This is a genomic window from Labrenzia sp. 011, from assembly GCF_003075075.1.
Lineage (GTDB): Bacteria > Pseudomonadota > Alphaproteobacteria > Rhizobiales > Stappiaceae > Roseibium.
Map to the genome: position 1 here is coordinate 116761 of NZ_QCYM01000013.1, position 16924 is coordinate 133684.

Genomic DNA, 16924 nt, shown 5'->3' on the forward strand with positions numbered 1-16924 from the left:
CATGGGTTTCTTCGATTTTGTAAAGGATGCCGGCAAAAAGCTCTTCGGCGACGACGAGGCCCCGGCCTCCAGCGCGGAAGCGATCGAAAAGGAAGTTGCCGAACTCGGGCTGGACGGCGACGTCAAGGTCGAGGTGAATGGCGATACCGTCAAGATCGCCGGCGCGGCGCCGACACAGGAAGCCCGTGAAAAGCTGATCCTTGCGGCTGGAAACATTCTGGGAATCGGCAAGGTGGAAGAAGAGATTTCGGTCGAGACCAGCGAGCCGGAAGCAACTTTCCACACGGTGGAAAAGGGCGACACGCTGTGGGCGGTTGCCGAAAAGGCCTATGGCAACGGGTCCAAGTACCAGGCGATCTTCGAGGCCAACAAGCCGATGCTGTCGCACCCGGACAAGATCTATCCCGGCCAGGTCCTGCGCATTCCGGCCCTGTGAGACTTGCTTTTCAGACCGCGGCCGATGCCGCGGTCTGGCTGTCCTTCTAAAACCGTGCCGACAGCCTTGCGTTGACGCCGTGGTCGCGGGCGGTTTCGCCCAGTTCGCCGTTGTAGCCGAGGGACGCGCTGATAGTGTCGCCGAAGCGGACGTTCAGGCCGGCCTCGATCAGGGCGGCGTCCCGGTCGAGCGGCGTGCCGGAGATATCGAAGGCATCCCCTCCTGAAAATTGCATCGTCGATGCGGTATCCAGATCACCGATGGCGTGACGCCAGCCAAGGCTGCCTGTCAGGGAGGCGTTGAACGTGTCGTTCGCGGCGATCTGTGCTTCCGCCCGAAGGCCGAGCGTGGTGGTGCCCAGGGTCTGCGAGGTCGAGGCTACGGTGAGCGCCGCCGCGCCGCCGGTCTCGGTGAAGCCGTCGCTGTGCTGATGAATGAGGGCTGCCCCCGCGAAGGGCTCAAGCCGTGCAAATGCGGCATCGAACATATAGCCCAGCTCGCCAAAGACATGCGCGGTGGAGGCCGCGTAGCCGGCACTCAGGGTATTCTTGAGCGTGCCCGCGCTGACGTTGCGCGTGGTGGAGACATCGTGCCAGGCGTAGCCGGCGCCAAGATGCAGGCCCAGGGCGCCAAACCGATTGCCGGCATAGGCGCCGATCTGGTAGCTGTCGGCATCTCCCGATGAGGTCCGGGCATCGACATCGAAGTTGCTTTTGCCGTAACCGGCCACCACACCGGTGCGCCAGCCGGCGAAGACGTCCGCATCGACGCCGAGGAAAAAACCGCCGCTGGTGTGGTCCATTTGCGCGGCGTTGCCGTTGCTGTCGTTCTCGCCCCAATTCCCGTAAGCCTTGCCCCAGGCGGTGACGCCTATGGAACTGTCCGGCCCCTTTCCGGGTCCGTTGAACGCGATCATCGGCAGGTCACCCGTCGCCAGCCCGTCGAAGGCACCGCGAATGCGTTCACCGACGGCATCGCGACCAAAGCGGCTCTGTTGCATCAGGAGCGTGTTGGCTGAGGCGTATATCTCACCGGAAAGACTGTCGAAAGCCTCCCTTGCGTCCGCTGCACCGAGGACAACGATTGCGTCATAAAGGGAATTTCCGGCCTTCAGGCTGCTGACACCATTGGCAGTTGCGCGCTGGTTTTGCGTCCTGGCGGCGGAGGAGAAACCCGAAGAATTGCGCGTCAGTGTCAGCGTGACGGCATTGGCTCCATAGCCGAGCGCGGCGTCGAGAAAGGCGAAGTTCTCGCTGACGGATCCGAAGGTACCGGTCACGCCCGAACCCGCGGTGAGGATCGTGTAGGCGGTGGAAGGGGCATAGGTGGAGCCGTCGTCCGTTCCATTCTCGGCGCTTACGGAGACCGTGGCGCCGCTGTCTATGGTCACGGTGCCGGTGGCTGCCAGCTTGTCGGAATTGCCGTCCTTGTCGACTTCGACAGCAAAGGTGGAACCGGAGGCGAAGCTGGCATTGCCGGACACATTCAGCGTGCCGATGGAATTGCCGGGAGCCACGGTGCCACCGGATAGGGCCGTCAGCGCGCCGACGGTGCCGGTTCCGCCAAGGGTGCCGTCATTCAGGGTGATGCCGCCGATGCTGCCGTTGACTACCAGCTTGCCCGCATTCAGCATTGTCGTTCCGGAAAGGCCGGAGTTGTCGCCGGTCACAATCAGCGTTCCGCTGCCGGCCTTGCTCAGATCATCGGCATCAAGGGTTCCGCTCATGGTCAGCGTGCTGGAGCCCGATGTGGTGAACGCCATCGTGCCGCCGGCGGCAAGCTCGATATCGCCCGACAGGGTCCAGGTCGATCCGTCGGTTGCCACAATCGTCTGCGCCTCCTTGAAGCCGGAGTCTTCTGTGCCCGTACCATCCAGTTTCAGCGTGCCGTCGCTGGAACCCAGAACAACATCGCCTACCAGGGAGGAACCTGATTTCAAGGTAAGCGTATTGCCGGAATTGATCAGATCGATGGCTTTGGCGCGTGTCGCACCGTCGCCGCTCAGGCCGCCCGAGATGGTTCCCCAGTTGACGATCTCAAAGCCCGAGGCACCAGCATCCGTGTTGGAGATGCCTGCACCCCCGCTGCCAGCTGTGCCATCATTGCCTCCAGGCCCGGTTCCGGCTCCGCCCGAGCCACCGGCGCCGCCGGTGATCGTGCTGGTGTTCGTCAGCGTCTGCAAATCGGTTCCGGTATAGGAAAGCCCTGTTCCGCCCGCACCGCCGCCGCCGCCGTTGGTGGCGGTCAGATTGTAGACTGTGGTTCCGCCGTTGCCGCCGGTTCCGCCAGTAATCGTGTCGGTAACGGAGAGCGTTGTCCCGGCGCCTTGCGTCTGGCCGCTGCCACCATCGCTGCCGTCTCCGCCCGGGGTGGTTACCACTGGCAGCGTTCCGGGGACCGATCCGAACCCGAAAGCGGTTAGCGGTGTTCCTCCCGTGTTGACCATGACCACCTGCGTATTCACGCTTTCCGAGGAGATTGTAAGTGTGTCGTTGAAGCCGGTGTTGGCGATCGACGCGGTGACACCGGAAACCGCTGATATGTCATTTGCAAGGTCGGCCAGGGTATCGCCGGTGTTGATGGTCAGCGTGGTCGTTGTACCGCCGATGGTAATGTCAAACTGGTCGCCGTTGGCGATACCGGCAATCGCGGTGAGGTCGGTCAGGTCCGCGTCGATTCCCAGTATTGTGCTCGTGGTGGACGATGCGTCGCTGTTGGTGATGGAGGTTCCGTCAGTGCCCGCAACACCGACGGAACCGGCCTGGACTGCCGTGGCCGGCAGCGCGGCCATAACAGACGCCAGCAAAGCAATGCTGTATTTCGGCGCGTCCAGGTGTCTGAATAGGCAGGTGGGGACAGAAAAAGTCACAGTAAACCCTGAAAGGAAACAGCCCGTCGACGGACAGGCATTGGATTGAGTTGCAGTACGGCGAACCGTTTTGATAGAGCATTTCAAGCCGTTCATGTTTTTCTCGATGCGGATACAAGAACCGCTCGGCGCACAAGGTGGATTGACGAGCACCTCCTGGAAAATGTCCTGAAGGAACGCATTGCAGCCGGTTTTCGGACTGCCCATTCCTGTCAATCTGCATTGCAGGAGACGCAGGGACCCGACCAGCGCAGCAGACCTTGAACAGCACAATAAAAACTCGCCAGGCGTCAGCTATCCATTTTCCGCAATGGGGCGATAAATTTTGATTATTGCCGATAACTGAAACGGAAACTGAACGTCTGCTGTCAGCGTGCGAGCGTTTCTGAGGGCGTTTCGCCGAACATTTGCCTGTAGCCGCCGGCAAAGCGGCCGAGATGCAGAAAGCCGAAACGCATCGCCACCTGGGTGATCGTCGTGTCTTGCGGGGAAGCGGCCGCGAGTGCCGCTCGCGCACGGTTCAGGCGGCAGACACGCAGATAGGCGAGTGGAGACAGGCCGACATATTCACGGACGGCATATTGCAGTGTCCTCTGGGACACATTGAGCGCCGTGCAGATGTCGGCAATCGTCGGCAGGTCGTCCGAATCGGGACGGTCTTCGACAAAATCCCGGACGATTCTCCCGATCTGCAAGGCCCGTATTCGTTCTTTGTAAGAAGGGACTGTGCTCCCCGTCGGCGTGGTCGCGATATGCAGGACCGTCTGCAGGAGCTCCCGGCGCATGATGGCCGTGTTCACTGCCTCGCCGCGCAGGTGCGCATCCCGGGTGCTCTTGAGCCAGAGATCGACTGCGTCCTTGAGGGCATTGCTGCGGCGGGCAACCAGAGGCATCACGCCTCGCTGCGGCCGCTCCCAGAACGCCGGATCGAGTGCCCGTGCTCCGCGCAGGAATTCCTTCTGACTGAAGCCGACATAGAAAGTCTCGCACCCGGCGGGAATATGGATGTCGTATTCGACCATCTCCGGCATGAAGAAGACCCTGTCGCCTTGTGCGCCGCAGTGTTCAGAAAAGCGGATATCCCCAGTCAGGGTGCTGGCCGAGATGGTGCAGAAATCCGCAGGCGAGACGCCGATCTTCTGGACAGCGGTGGCCTGGCGCTCGCGGACGATCCGCTGATTGCCGAGATTCAGGCTGTCCAGATGAGCCACCTTCCGTCCCTTGCTGAGCTGGACGCATTCCATCATGGCCCAGGGTTGAAGCGCGGCCTGGACGGCAGGATCCTCGATCGTTACCGATTGCAAGTCAGGGGCACCGGCGGCAAGGGCAAAACCACCTGCCACGTTTTCACGACCGACCGTATCGCCCGGAACCCGTCCCGTCATCGGTTCTTCCCAATATATGGTGCAGCGCCCAAGACCGGCTGGCTCCCGAACTGTAAAGATTCGTATTGTCACCTTTATCGGTTGTACGGCGACAAAATACAAATCCGGCTATCTATGTCGGGCAAGAGGGGGGGGCGCCGGTGGGGCGGCGCTGCGGTCCGTTTCGGTGAAGGCGGTGGTTGTGGCACGCCATGGGCGGATTTCCGGGAGACACCCGTCTCTTCGACCGTGGCTCGGTTCTAGGCGTTCGCTGGTTTCCCGAGCCGTGCGCGACTGCTTACAGGCCCGTTTCGATTTCCGGCCGGAATTCGGTTCTCGTTCCGCCGGTTGCCGGGTCGTCGCGGTCGGACCCGAGAATGATCCTGGCGGCCGCGTTGCCGATCTCGCGCCGCGGGGTCCGGGACGTGGCGATCCTGACAGGCAGGCTTTCGACCAGGTCGAGCCCGTTAAATCCGGCGATAACAAGAGCTTCCGGGACGTTTATGCCGGCCGCGATACAGTGAAACGCACCTCCGACCGCAAGGTCGTCATTCGAATAATAGATGCAATCCAGCTCCGGGTGTGTCTCCAGGACCTGTGCAGTGAATTCCCGTCCCGCCTTGACCGTTGAAGGGCCGGGGCCTGTCCATGTTGTCTTAAGGGCGAGACCATGCGCGGAAAGCGCCTCCTTGAACCCCGTGAACCGCTTTCGGGCGCGGGTGTCCCTGTCAAGACCGCAGCCGACATAGCCGAAGCGGCGTCGTCCCTTCGCAATCAGCGCTTCCGCCATCGATGCTCCGGCAGCATGATGGGAAAGACCGACACAGGCGTCGACCGGTGTACCGTCCAGATCCATGATCTGGACGACCGGAACGTCCGCATTTTCCAGAAGCTGGAGCGTCTCGTCGGGCTGATCGAGCCCGGTGATGATAAGACCGGCGGGGTTCCAGGACAGCATATTCCGGATAATCTCGTATTCCCTGTCCGGGTCGTAGTCGGTCACCCCGAAAACCGGCTGCATGCCGCTGCCGTCCAGGCTTTCGGCGATCCCCGAAAGAACCTCCGCGAAGACCACGTTCAGGAAACTGGGAACCACCACACCGATCAGATCGGAACGTCGGCTTGCCAGAGACATCGCCAGGTGGTTGCCCACATATCCGATTTCCTTCGCGGCGCGGCCGACCTTCTCCATGCTGGATCGGGATACGTCGCCGGTTCCACGCAAGGCACGGGAAGCCGTCATCTTGCTGACGCCCGCCGCGGCGGCAACGTCACTCAGGGTGATTCTCTTTTTCATGGCCTTGGCATCAATCGACTGAAGTCCCGAGGGTAAACACATCTGTCAGGTGACATGCTGTAAGCCCTCTTTCCATCGAAAGCAAACGTCACGAATATTGACAGAAAGCGAGCTATCATGCCACTGATATCGATACCGGTATCGATAACATTGCCGGTGCGTTCAAAGCGTGACAGGAGCGTTTCTGCCTTGTCACAAACGTTGACGGCGACCGGGCGACCGGCCGTCCATGGGAGGAATCATGAAACCAATCAATCTCAAGTCCGCCATTTTTTGCGGCGTTGTTGCGGCCGGCGCTTTGACCGGCGGCACTGCAATCGCACAGGAATACCAGTGGACGTTCCAGACCTCTGCACAGGCTGGCGACAACTTTTTCCCCATCGAGGAGGAATGGGCTGAACGGGTTGGCGTCATGTCCGGGGGACGCATCGAAATCACGGTGGTTCCGGTGGGCACGGTTGTCGCTCACAACGAAACGCTCGACGCAGTCGGTGCCGGCATCCTGCAGGGCCATATAACCGACCCGTCCTATTTCTCCGGCAAGGATCCCGCGTTCGCCATGCTGGGCAATCTGGTGGGGGCATGGTCAGCGCCGCAGCAGATGTTCAACTACATGAACTACGGCGGCGGTCATGAACTGTTCAACGAACTGGTGAACCCCTACGGTCTGCAGTTCCTGGGCGCATCCGCGACCGGGGTTGAATCTTTCCTGTCCACGAAGCCGATCAACGGTGTTGCGGACCTCAAGGGCATCAAGATGCGTGCGCCGGAAGGCATGGTTCAGGAAGTGTTTGCAGCCGCAGGCGCTTCGCCGGTGAACCTGCCCGGTTCCGAGGTCTATACGTCGCTGGAAAAGGGCGTCATTGATGCGGCCGACTACACGGTCTTCTCGACGAACCACGCCCAGGGCATGCATGAGTTTGCCAAGTACCCGCTCTATCCGGGCTTCCACTCCATGCCGGTGATCGACGTATCCCTGAACAAGGAGATCTACGACGCACTGCCCGACGATCTGAAGATGATCCTCGAGGTGTCCGTTCGTGATTTTGCCCAGGACATGGTTGCCCGTCTCGAGGCTGCGGATGCCGTTGCGGTGGTCGAAGCCGCGGCCGATCCTGACATCACGGTCATCAACTGGTCCGATGAGGAACGCGCGAAATTCCGCGCAATTGCCCAGACACAATGGGCAAACTGGGCAGAGCGTTCCGAGATGGCAGGCAAGGCCTACACGAGTGTCACCGACTACCTGACCTCCACCGGTCTGCTCGCCAAGTAATATCCGGAGCATCTTTGGAAGGGGCTCGTAAGGGCCCCTTCCTTTTTCCAGAAGATCACGTTTACAGGCTTGGGAGGGCGACATGTCACAAGAAAACACTGCGATGACCGCGGATGAGATCGAGGCCCAGCTTGAGGCGCTCAAACGCGTTCACGAGGAAGACAGTGCCGGCGCCCAGACCGCGCTGGATCGCAGGATCATTTCGTTCGGCGGCGCCTTCAGCTTCCTGTTTGCAATTGCCACCATCGTGTCGATCTACGAAATCGTCATGCGCTATTTCTTCAATGCTCCGACGATCTGGGTGCATGAAACGGTGATCGCGCTGATTGCCGTGTGTTACCTTTACGGGGGCATGCAATGTTTTGCCGCGGACAAGCACATCCGCATCGGCCTCATCTATTTCGGCACCAGCGGCGGAACCCGCCGTCTGCTCGATTTCGTCAATGCGCTGCTTGCGCTTTTCTTCGCACTGGCCATTGCCTATGCGGCCTACACGATGGTCGAGAAGTCGTGGTGGGCACCGCAGGGCGACCTTCGGCTCGAACGGTCGGGCTCTGCGTGGAACCCGATCACGCCGGCGCTGGTCAAGATGGGACTGTTCATCACGGCCGTCATTCTGTCCATTCAGTCCCTGGGGCACCTGTGGGTTGCCTACAAAGGCACCGGCTATCGTCAGGCCGCATCCGAGCCGCCGGGAAAACTTGCGGTCCTGGGGATCGCCGTCGTCTTCGGCCTGCTCCTCACCGGGGGCTACTTCCTGTTCACCGAGGGGCGTTCGCTCGGCATCGAGGCGGGGTCCCTCCTGCTGGTGGGCAGCATCATGGTGCTGATCCTCACCGGTATTCCGCTGGCTTTCGTCACCGGCCTGATCGCCATCCTCTTCACGATTGCCTGGTTCGGCACGTCGGGTGTTCCGCTTGTCTCCAGCCGAATCTATTCCTTCGTGAACGAATATGTGCTGGTCGCGATCCCAATGTTCGTCCTGATGGCATCGCTGCTTGACCGTTCCGGCATGGCGCGGGATCTGTATGACGCCATGCGACTGGTGGCCGGACGGCTCAAGGGGGGCGTTGCCATCCAGACCCTGGTGGCGGCGGTCTTCCTGGCTTCCATTTCGGGGATCATCGGCGGAGAGATCGTCCTGCTGGGGCTGATCGCCCTGCCGCAGATGCTGCGCCTGGGCTACAACCGGGCGCTGGCCATCGGCACTGTCTGCGCCGGCGGCTCCCTCGGCACGATGATTCCGCCGTCGATCGTCCTGATCGTCTATGGCCTGACGGCCAGCGTATCGATCGGCGATCTGTTTCTGGCGACCGTGGTTCCAGGGCTGATGCTCGCCACGTTCTATATCGTCTACATCTACACGCGCTGCACCCTGGACCCGACAGTCGCTCCGGGGATTCCCGAAGAAGACCTGTCCATGCCGATCGGGGAAAAGCTGCGGAAAATGAAGGGCGTGATCCTGCCTGTCGCCGTGGCCTTCACCGTGCTCGGCTCCATCTACGGCGGGGTTGCCTCGGTGACTGAAGCTGCCGCCATGGGGGTTGTGGGTGTTTTCGCGTCCGCGTGGATCCGCGGGGAGGTTTCCTGGGAGCTGATAACAAGCAGTCTCAAGCAGACCCTCGAAACCTGCGGCATGATCATCTGGATCGGACTTGGCGCCGCGGCGCTCGTGGGGGTCTACAACCTGATGGGCGGAAACCGCTTCATCGAGAGCACGATCCTCGACAGCGGCGCGTCCCCCATGGTCATCGTTCTGATCATGATGGGGATCCTCATCGTGCTGGGGCTCTTCATGGACTGGATCGGCATCGCGCTGCTGACCATGCCGATCTTCGTGCCGATCATCATCAAGCTTGGCATGGATCCTGTCTGGTTCGGCATCCTGTTCGCGATGAACATGCAGGTCAGCTATCTGTCGCCTCCCTTCGGTCCCGCGGCCTTCTATCTGAAATCGGTCGCCCCCAAGGACATGTCCCTGTCGGAGATCTTCCGCGCCTTGTTGCCGTTTATTGCCATCCAACTGGTTGCCCTGATGCTTGTTCTGTTCTTCCCGGACGTGGCGCTCTGGCTGCCGAACTGGGTCAAAGGAAGCTGAGATGACTGAAAAAAGGAACTTTACCCGCAATGTCGCCGCCATCGGGCTGGGGTCCATGGGCTACGGGATCGCCACTTCCGCCCTGCGTGGCGGACATGCGGTCTGGGGCGTGGATATCAACCGGGAGCAGATGCAGCGTTTCGCCGCCGAAGGCGGGCAGGCGGGAGCCCTGGAGGCGACTCTGGACGATCTGGACGCGGTGGTGGTGGCCGTTCTCAATGCCGCCCAGTCGGAGACGGTCCTCTTCGGTCCGGAGGGCGTCGTGCCCAGACTGAAGGCCGGGGCTTCCGTTCTGGCCTGTGCCACAGTGCCTCCGGCTTTCGCGAGGGAAATGGCGGCCCGCTGCGCCGAACACGGGGTGCACTATCTGGATGCGCCCATATCGGGCGGTTCGCAAAAGGCGGCGCAGGGCAGGCTGACGATCATGGCGTCGGGCACGGCCGAAGCCTTCGCGGCCCTGCGCCCGGTTCTGGACAGTATTGCCGAAACGGTTTTCGAACTGGGCGATGAGGCCGGGGCGGGCAGTGCCATGAAGGCGGTCAATCAGCTGCTGGCGGGCGTGCACATCGCGACGATGGCGGAAGCATTGACCTTCGGCATGACCCAGGGCGTTGCTCCGGAGAAATTCGTCGAGGTCATCAGCAAATGCGCCGGGACAAGCTGGATGCTTGAAAACCGGGCGCCGCACATCGTGGCCGGCGACTACACGGCGCACAGCCAGGTGAACATCTGGCCGAAGGATCTTGGCATTGTCCTGGATATTGCCAGGTCGGAGAACTTCAGCGCGCCGATTACCGCGGCGGCGCTGCAGCAATATCTGGCTGCTGCCGGAATGGGGCTGGGCCAGGAGGACGATGCGGCGGTGGCCAAGGTCTACGCCCGCAACGCAGGACTTACCCTTCCAGGAGAAGCATGATGTTGCTTGGATGTATCGGAGACGATTTTACAGGATCGAGTGACCTAGCCAACACATTGGCCAAGGGGGGCATGCGGACAGTGCAATATACCGGTGTGCCCGATGCTCCGGCCGGCAAGGACGTAGAGGCCGGTGTGATTGCCCTGAAATCGCGTTCCATCGCGCCGGCCGATGCGGTCACCCAGTCGCTGCAGGCGCTGGAATGGCTGCGGGCGCAGGGCTGCGAGCAATTCTTTTTCAAATACTGTTCAACCTTCGATTCGACGCCGGAGGGCAATATCGGTCCGGTGGCGGATGCGCTGGCCGAGGCGCTCGATGCGTACAAGGTCATCGTGTGTCCGGCGTTTCCCGGCACAGGGCGGTCGGTCTATCAGGGCTACCTCTTCGTGAAGGACCGGTTGCTGAACGAGTCGGGCATGCAGAACCATCCGCTGACCCCCATGACAGACGCGGACCTGCGCCGGTGGCTTGCTCCGCAGACGCGCTACAAGGTGGGCCATGTCCCGGCGGCGACGGTCTTCGCCGGAGCCGACGAGATTTCACGCTCCCTGGAGGATCTGCATCGCGCGGGACACCGGCATGTCATCGTGGATGCCATAAGGGATGAAGACCTGATCGAGATCGGGCGGGCGGCAAAAGGATTGCCGCTGATCACCGGCGGGTCCGGTGTTGCGCTGGGCCTGCCCGGCAATTTCGGCTTCACCGCCTCGCAGGTTCCCTGGACCGGACAGGCCGGAAAATCCGTAGCCCTGTCGGGCTCGTGTTCCCTCGCCACACGAGGACAGGTCGCATATCACGCCGCCCGGCATCCGGCGCGGGAGATCGTCGCGGCCGATGTCATCGAGGGCCGCCTCCAGCCGGAGGAAATCACCGCATGGCTGCTTGCGGCCGACGGGCTCCCGCTGGCCTACAGCTCTGCCGATCCCGAAGCCGTCGCCGCAATCCAGGCGCAATACGGGCGGGAACGGTCTTCCGGGGCGCTGGAGGCGTTCTTCGCCAGGGTCGCGGGGCTGGCCGTGGCGGGCGGTGCGGCCCGTGTCATTTCCGCAGGCGGCGAGACTTCGGGAGCTGTCGTGGAAGGGCTCGGCCTTGATACGCTGGAAATCGGACCGGAAATCGATCCCGGCGTTCCGTCCCTGAGGGCAGGGCCCGATCTGGTTGTCGCCCTGAAGTCGGGAAATTTCGGAACGGTGGACTTTTTCGAGAAGGCCGACAGGATACTGGCAGGTGAGGCATGAGGGAAACCAATCTTCGCGAACAGATGTGCATTCTGGCCAAGTCCCTTTTCGACCGGGGCCTGACCCATGGCAGCACGGGCAATATCTCGGCGCGCACCGAGGACGGGGGGCTACTGGTCTCGCCCACGGGCACCAGTTTCGGCCGCCTCGATCCGGCGCGCCTCAGCCTGCTGGACAAAAACGGCCGGCTGGTCTCGGGCGACCCGCCGACAAAGGAAATGCCGCTGCATGCGGCCTTCTACGATACCCGCAGCACGGCGGGAGCCGTCGTTCACCTGCATTCCTGTCACTCGGTTGCCTGGTCGATGATGCCCAATGCCGATGCGGATGATTTCCTACCGCCGCTGACGCCCTATGCGGTGATGAAGCTCGGCAAGGTGAAGCTTCTGCCGTTCTTCCTGCCCGGGGATCCGGCCATGGGCGAGGCCGTGCGGGGTCTGGCGGGCAAGCGCTCCGCCGTCATGCTGGCCAATCACGGTCCGGTGGTCGCGGGCAAGGATGTCGAGGCCGCCTGCAATGCGGTGGAGGAACTGGAAGAGACCGCCCGTCTCGCGATGCTGATGCGGGGCACCAAGGCGGTCGGCCTGAGTGATGAGCAGGTCCGCTCGATCGTCACGAAATTCAACGTGGAGTGGGACTGATGGCCCGTTTTTCCGCCAATCTCGGGTTCCTGTGGACGGACCGCCCGTTGCCGGAGGCCATCCGTGCGGCCGGGGCTGCCGGTTTTCACGCCGTCGAATGCCACTGGCCCTATGATGTTCCGGTGGCCGAAGTCAGGTCCGCGCTTCGGGAAACCGGTCTGCCGATGCTCGGTCTCAACACGCGGCGCGGCAATGTCGAGGCCGGGGACAACGGATTGTGTGCCGTTCCCGGGCGCTCGGAAGAGGCGCAGGCGGCAATTGTCGAGGCGGTGGACTATGCCGAGGCCGTCGGCGCGCAGGCCGTTCATGTCATGGCCGGCAATGCCGCGGGCGAGGATGCGCACAGGACCTTCCTCCGCAATCTCCGCTTCGCCGGTGAAATTTCCGTTTCGTGCGGAATCGGGCTCCTCATCGAACCGCTGAACCGGTTCGATGCGCCCGGCTATTTCCTGAAGAACACGGCGCAAGCCGCCGCGATCATCGCAGAGGCGGGGGTGGCGAATCTCAAGCTGATGTTCGACTGCTACCACGTCGGCAGAACCGAAGGCGACGTTCTGGACAGGCTACGGGCGCTGTTGCCGCTCACCGGTCATATCCAGTTCGCCTCCGTTCCCGATCGCGGCGCTCCGGATCATGGCGAGATCGATTACCGGACGCTGTTCGCGCAGATCGACGCCCTGGGCTGGGCCGGACCCCTGGGGGCGGAATACAGGCCGGTGGGCGAGACCGGCGCGACATTGACCTGGATGACCCCGGCCTGATGCCGTTCGACCTGCCCCTGTACTGACATCCGTTCGCGGGGGCGGCGGGCACTGGAGCGGGATATCCCGGTCCAGTGGCATCATACCGCTTCGATCTCCACGGTGGGTCTTGCGCCGCCGAGGTCCTGAAAGGCCAGCTGACGGCAGGAGAACACGATGATCTGCTGATCCTGTGCCACGCGTGTCAGCGCCGTGAACATCTTGATGATGCGGTCGTCATCCGAATAGACCAGCGCGTCATCCAGAATGATCGGTAACTGTCGTCCCTGGCGCGCGAGCAGACGCGCGAAGGCCAGGCGCGTCAGGATTGCGATCTGCTCCTGGGTGCCGCCGGACAGGTCGTCCAGGGTTTCCTTCGCCTCGTCGCGCTTGAGTCCGCTGGGCAGCAGGCTTTCGCTGTCGAAGCTCAGCGCCGCATCACGGTGCAGGATCGAGAGCAGCGGCTTGAGCTCCTCCTGAACGGGGCCGAAATAGGTCTCGCGCGCTGCGTCCCGTTCGGCATCCAATGCGCTCTGCAATCGGGTCAGAGCGGCAGCCTTTCGCGCGAAGCGGGCTTCCGTTGCGCGCAGCGCCTCCAGCTGCCCCTCGAGCTCATCCCGGCGCTCCTCGATGCCATGTCCGGCCAATGTGCCGATTTCGGCTGAGAGGCCGACCAGCTTTTCGCGAACCTGGGCGCGCTCCTCGCGCACAGTCGCGACAGCATCCTCCGCCCGTTTGAGTTCCGCGGCTGCGGTGTCCAGATCGGGCGCTGCGGCGATCAGGGTCTGCAGGGCGGTTTCGGTCTTTGCCAAAATTTCTTGAGCGTGCGCCTGATTGCGCAAGCGTTCGGCACGACGCGTGTCACGGATCTCGCTCGCGCCCGCATCCGCCCTGGCCCGTTCAAGCGCCAATTGCGCCGTTTCGGCTGCCGCCTGGAGCCTGACGGCCGACTCGCGGGCGGAGGCATGTTGCGCTTCGGCTTTCTTCAGTGCCTGCAGCGCGGTGCTTTCCGCCTCCTCGGCCCGGGTGAGGCGGGTCTCCAGATCGGCAACGGCGGGAAGTCCCTCATCATGGGCGTCGCTTGCGGCCAGATTCGCGTCCGCCCTGGCCGTGCGCAGGGCATCGATCCCGTCGGGAGTCAGCGTGTCGAGCACGGCTTGCGCCAGGTCCACTCTGGCCGCGGCCTCGGCCCTGGCGGAGGCCGCGGCGCGCGCCTGGCTGAGGCTGGCGGCCCCCGCCTGTGCCAGAAGACCGGCATATGCCTCTTCCGCCCTTGTCAGACGCGCCTTGTCGTCGCTGTCCGGACCATGTGCATGCAGCGTCATCCGTCCGATCCCCGGAAGCTCGAGACGGCTTTTGCCGTCAAGGGGAAGGGGCTGATCGGCAGGTACGGCCGTTCCGTCCAGGGTAATGCGAACCGCACCTTCATAGGTCATGCGCAGGGTCGTGGCCCGGGCCTCGGCGGCAGCCCTGTACCCGGAAACCTCCGCTGCGGTTTCCTCGACGCGGCGAAGCCATTTCGGGGTCGCGGCGGAGGCCTTGACGATGGCGGCGGCTGCATCGCGCTCGGCGAGGGCGGTTTCGGCCTTGTCGATCTGTTCGCCCAGACGGACGGCTTCGTCCTTTGCCTTTCGTGCGGCGATCTGCCGGCGTGTTTGCTCAAGCTGCTTGCGGGCGGCGGCAACCGCTTCCGCCGCGCCCTTGTGGCCGGTCTGCGCGGCCTCCAGCGCCGTCTTCAGGCGCTCTGCTTCACGCCGGGCCTCCTCGGCACCGGCGGCGTGTTCCGCTGCCTGTTTTTCGGCCACCTGCAGGGTGTCCACCGCCTTCAGGAATGCATCCAGATCGGACTGCGCGCTCTTGGCCTTCAGGGCCGCGAGATCCCGTTCCTGCCGCGCCGCGGTGACGGTGCCCGCATGGGCGCGCGCCGCCTCCATGGCGGCTTTCGCCGCCGACAGGGCTTCCTCGCGTCTTGCCCTGGCATCGGGATTGTCCAGCCGTCTCAACGCCCCTTCGGCCTGTTTGCGCGCGTTCAGGGCCGTCTCGAGTGTCTCGACCTGACGCGTCACTTCGGCCAATTCGGTTTCAAGAGCCTCGCATTCGTCCGAGGCGGCTTTCCAGTCACCGCTCTTGCGGCCGGTCCTTGTGGTGATCTCGGCAAGGCTGTCGGCGACACGGCGCATCACCCGGTCCATGCGCCGGCCGCCTGTCATGGCGTCGATTTCACCGGCCACCGAGGACAGGAGATCGCGCCGGGTTTCCTTCAGCTGGGTCTTTTCCCGCACGCCGTCCGGCTCCAGGCCGATCAGGCCCTGCCGCACCCACAAAAGCCCGGTCGGGCCTTCGCTGGCAGAGCCCAGAAGGTCGGCAATCCAGCGCTCGGCCTCGTCGTCCTGGGCCACCGTGGTGCCATTGGGGAGTCGGGAGATCCTTGCGGACTTGCGGGACAGGAAGCGTTTTTCGACGCGAAAGATGCCCTGGTCCGTCTCCACGTCCGCCGCCACCTCGACTGCACCGCCCGCATAGGGTTGAAGCGATTTGACCGATTTGGCGGAGGAACTGAACTTTTCGAAAAACAGGGCATGGATCGAATCGAAAAAGGTGGATTTTCCGAATTCATTCGCTTCGCAGACCACGGTGATCCCGTCGCTGATCCCGGTGATGGACGCGCGTTTTCCGGTGAACTTGCGAACATTGGTCAGATGGAGGGCCAGAAGTTTCATTCACGCCTCCAGAGCAAGGGAAAAGAGGTGTGACAGGGCGGCCTGGGCCGTCTCGCGGGTTTCCGGCGGCAGGCTCTCGTCTTCGGCCTCCCGGGCCAGCGCCTCCGCAGCGGCCCGCAGCGCTCCCTGCCGGTCGATCGCGTCGAGATCGGTGGTGTCATGCACCAGTCCCAGGGCACTCAGATCGGCCCTGTGCCAGAGGAAATCCGGCGCGGCACCGGCGATGGCATTTTCGAGCGCGACCCGGTCCAGCGGCTTCGCGCGGCCCGATACCACGAGATCGAACAGGGTCGATGCCCGCTCGGGCAGAGAGGGCAGAAGGGCTTCATGTGCGGCGGTGCAGTCGTTCCTGTCCGCCGGATCGTCACTCAGTTCCAGCATGACACGGCGCCAGCTGATGACGCCGGTCGGCAGGGAGGTCACCCTGGCGGGCGCCGTCTTGCCGGGCAGCTCGACCAGCAGCGCGGCGGGTGTCTCTGAGTGTTTGAAACCGTCCGCTTCCGGCGCGCCCGAATACCAGGTTTCCGGGCCGATCTGCAGTTGTCCATGCCAGTCGCCCAGGCCGAGATAGGCCAGCCCCGCACGGCGGGCGCGATCGGGCGCAATGACGGAGGAGCCGCCGTCTTCGCTGTTGTCGAACTCGGTCACTGATCCATGCGCCAGCCCGATCCGCAGCCTGTCCGCGGTTTCGGCACTGTCGAACCATTCCGTCAGGTCGCGCCCCGGATGGCGCTCGGTGGGCGGGGCGGGAAGCAGGGTGGTTTCCGCGTTAAGGGCGAAGGGCTCCGGTTGCAGCAGAAGAACCACATTCGGCGGAGCATCCCGTGCCACCTGGCGCCAGAGTTCGGTGGCGTTGGCGTGGTCATGATTGCCGGGCATGACAACCCAGGTCACATCTTCCGCCTCGCGCATCCGGTTGAGCGCCTGCCGGATAACCGCAGGGGCCGGGGTCGTCTGGTCGAAAGTGTCGCCGGCGAGAAGGATGTGACCGGCCCCATGCTCCCGCGCCAGAGACGCCAGCCTGGGCAGGGTCTCCGCACGGGCCTGGCGCAAACGCACCCGCACATCCTCGGGAAAGCGGCCGAAGGGTTTTCCCAGATGCAGATCGGAGGAATGAATGAACTTGAACACGGATTGAGATTTCCACTGGACCCGATTTGCGGGAATGACCTGAGCGTTTCGCATTGGCAGGAGACGCGTTTTGCGGTGATGCTAACACGGTAAAAAACCGGAAGCGACCGGTTGTGCCGGCTCATCCCGCTGCTGCGCTGGCTGCGTCGGCGACGGTGCACGTCCTGAGCCTGGCAGGGCTTCGGCTGGCCTCCCGGT

At 63.1% G+C, this 16924-nt stretch carries 12 protein-coding genes; 7 read left to right on the forward strand and 5 right to left on the reverse strand.

What is annotated here, in order from left to right:
- Nucleotide 1: 1 nt before the first annotated feature.
- Nucleotides 2-436 carry a peptidoglycan-binding protein LysM gene (lysM, locus tag DCO57_RS14950; RefSeq protein ID WP_116699706.1) on the forward strand — a complete coding sequence of 145 codons (435 nt, stop codon included), beginning with the start codon at nucleotides 2-4 and terminating at the stop codon, nucleotides 434-436.
- 46 nt (nucleotides 437-482) lie between these two features.
- On the opposite strand, the gene DCO57_RS14955 is transcribed toward lysM, so the two are convergent.
- The 3 genes from DCO57_RS14955 to DCO57_RS14965 all read right to left on the reverse strand — a co-directional run bounded on the left by DCO57_RS14955 (nucleotide 483) and on the right by DCO57_RS14965 (nucleotide 5966).
- Nucleotides 483-3227, reverse strand: coding sequence for an autotransporter domain-containing protein (locus tag DCO57_RS14955; protein ID WP_165814748.1), 2745 nt, complete (start codon nucleotides 3225-3227; stop codon nucleotides 483-485).
- Between the two features lie 446 nt (nucleotides 3228-3673).
- Entirely contained in the window at nucleotides 3674-4690 is a 1017-nt protein-coding gene (locus DCO57_RS14960) for an AraC family transcriptional regulator (RefSeq protein ID WP_116699708.1), read from the reverse strand.
- A gap of 277 nt (nucleotides 4691-4967) precedes the next feature.
- Nucleotides 4968-5966: a LacI family DNA-binding transcriptional regulator gene (locus DCO57_RS14965; RefSeq protein ID WP_116699735.1), complete on the reverse strand. Its 999-nt coding sequence runs from the start codon at nucleotides 5964-5966 to the stop codon at nucleotides 4968-4970.
- Nucleotides 5967-6207: 241 nt separating this feature from the next.
- Between DCO57_RS14965 and DCO57_RS14970 the strand changes: the two genes are divergently transcribed.
- From DCO57_RS14970 to DCO57_RS14995, 6 genes are all read left to right on the forward strand, one after another.
- Complete coding sequence (locus DCO57_RS14970; protein WP_116699709.1) at nucleotides 6208-7242, forward strand: TRAP transporter substrate-binding protein; 1035 nt, start codon at nucleotides 6208-6210, stop codon at nucleotides 7240-7242.
- A gap of 82 nt (nucleotides 7243-7324) precedes the next feature.
- Complete coding sequence (locus DCO57_RS24145; RefSeq protein ID WP_208977958.1) at nucleotides 7325-9340, forward strand: TRAP transporter large permease subunit; 2016 nt, start codon at nucleotides 7325-7327, stop codon at nucleotides 9338-9340.
- 1 nt (nucleotide 9341) lies between these two features.
- The gene (gene ltnD, locus DCO57_RS14980) at nucleotides 9342-10256 is read left to right on the forward strand and encodes an L-threonate dehydrogenase (RefSeq protein ID WP_116699711.1); all 915 of its coding nucleotides are present in this window, start codon (nucleotides 9342-9344) and stop codon (nucleotides 10254-10256) included.
- On the forward strand, nucleotides 10256-11494 hold the full coding sequence (gene otnK, locus DCO57_RS14985; protein WP_116699712.1) for a 3-oxo-tetronate kinase: 1239 nt from the start codon (nucleotides 10256-10258) through the stop codon (nucleotides 11492-11494). The genes ltnD and otnK overlap by 1 nt, the downstream gene beginning before the upstream one ends.
- Nucleotides 11491-12135 (forward strand): aldolase, encoded by a 645-nt coding sequence (locus DCO57_RS14990; protein WP_116699713.1) that lies wholly within the window; start codon nucleotides 11491-11493, stop codon nucleotides 12133-12135. Before otnK ends, DCO57_RS14990 begins: the two co-directional genes overlap by 4 nt.
- The gene (locus tag DCO57_RS14995; RefSeq protein ID WP_116699714.1) at nucleotides 12135-12896 is read left to right on the forward strand and encodes a TIM barrel protein; all 762 of its coding nucleotides are present in this window, start codon (nucleotides 12135-12137) and stop codon (nucleotides 12894-12896) included. The genes DCO57_RS14990 and DCO57_RS14995 overlap by 1 nt, the downstream gene beginning before the upstream one ends.
- Before the next feature lie 80 nt (nucleotides 12897-12976).
- Here the strand turns inward: DCO57_RS14995 and DCO57_RS15000 are convergent, their stop codons facing one another.
- Entirely contained in the window at nucleotides 12977-15595 is a 2619-nt protein-coding gene (locus tag DCO57_RS15000; protein ID WP_116699715.1) for an AAA family ATPase, read from the reverse strand.
- Complete coding sequence (locus DCO57_RS15005) at nucleotides 15596-16726, reverse strand: metallophosphoesterase (RefSeq protein ID WP_116699716.1); 1131 nt, start codon at nucleotides 16724-16726, stop codon at nucleotides 15596-15598.
- Between the last annotated feature and the right edge of the window lie 198 nt (nucleotides 16727-16924).

Bases quoted from the DNA above. Each gene is read 5' to 3' on its own strand.
- DCO57_RS14960 (WP_116699708.1), bottom strand. From the start codon at position 4,690: ATGACGGGACGGGTTCCGGGCGATACGGTCGGTCGTGAAAACGTGGCA.
- DCO57_RS14955 (WP_165814748.1), bottom strand. From the start codon at position 3,227: ATGGCCGCGCTGCCGGCCACGGCAGTCCAGGCCGGTTCCGTCGGTGTT.
- lysM (WP_116699706.1), top strand. From the start codon at position 2: ATGGGTTTCTTCGATTTTGTAAAGGATGCCGGCAAAAAGCTCTTCGGC.
- ltnD (WP_116699711.1), top strand. From the start codon at position 9,342: ATGACTGAAAAAAGGAACTTTACCCGCAATGTCGCCGCCATCGGGCTG.
- DCO57_RS14995 (WP_116699714.1), top strand. From the start codon at position 12,135: ATGGCCCGTTTTTCCGCCAATCTCGGGTTCCTGTGGACGGACCGCCCG.
- otnK (WP_116699712.1), top strand. From the start codon at position 10,256: ATGTTGCTTGGATGTATCGGAGACGATTTTACAGGATCGAGTGACCTA.
- DCO57_RS14965 (WP_116699735.1), bottom strand. From the start codon at position 5,966: ATGAAAAAGAGAATCACCCTGAGTGACGTTGCCGCCGCGGCGGGCGTC.
- DCO57_RS14970 (WP_116699709.1), top strand. From the start codon at position 6,208: ATGAAACCAATCAATCTCAAGTCCGCCATTTTTTGCGGCGTTGTTGCG.
- DCO57_RS15000 (WP_116699715.1), bottom strand. From the start codon at position 15,595: ATGAAACTTCTGGCCCTCCATCTGACCAATGTTCGCAAGTTCACCGGA.
- DCO57_RS24145 (WP_208977958.1), top strand. From the start codon at position 7,325: ATGTCACAAGAAAACACTGCGATGACCGCGGATGAGATCGAGGCCCAG.
- DCO57_RS14990 (WP_116699713.1), top strand. From the start codon at position 11,491: ATGAGGGAAACCAATCTTCGCGAACAGATGTGCATTCTGGCCAAGTCC.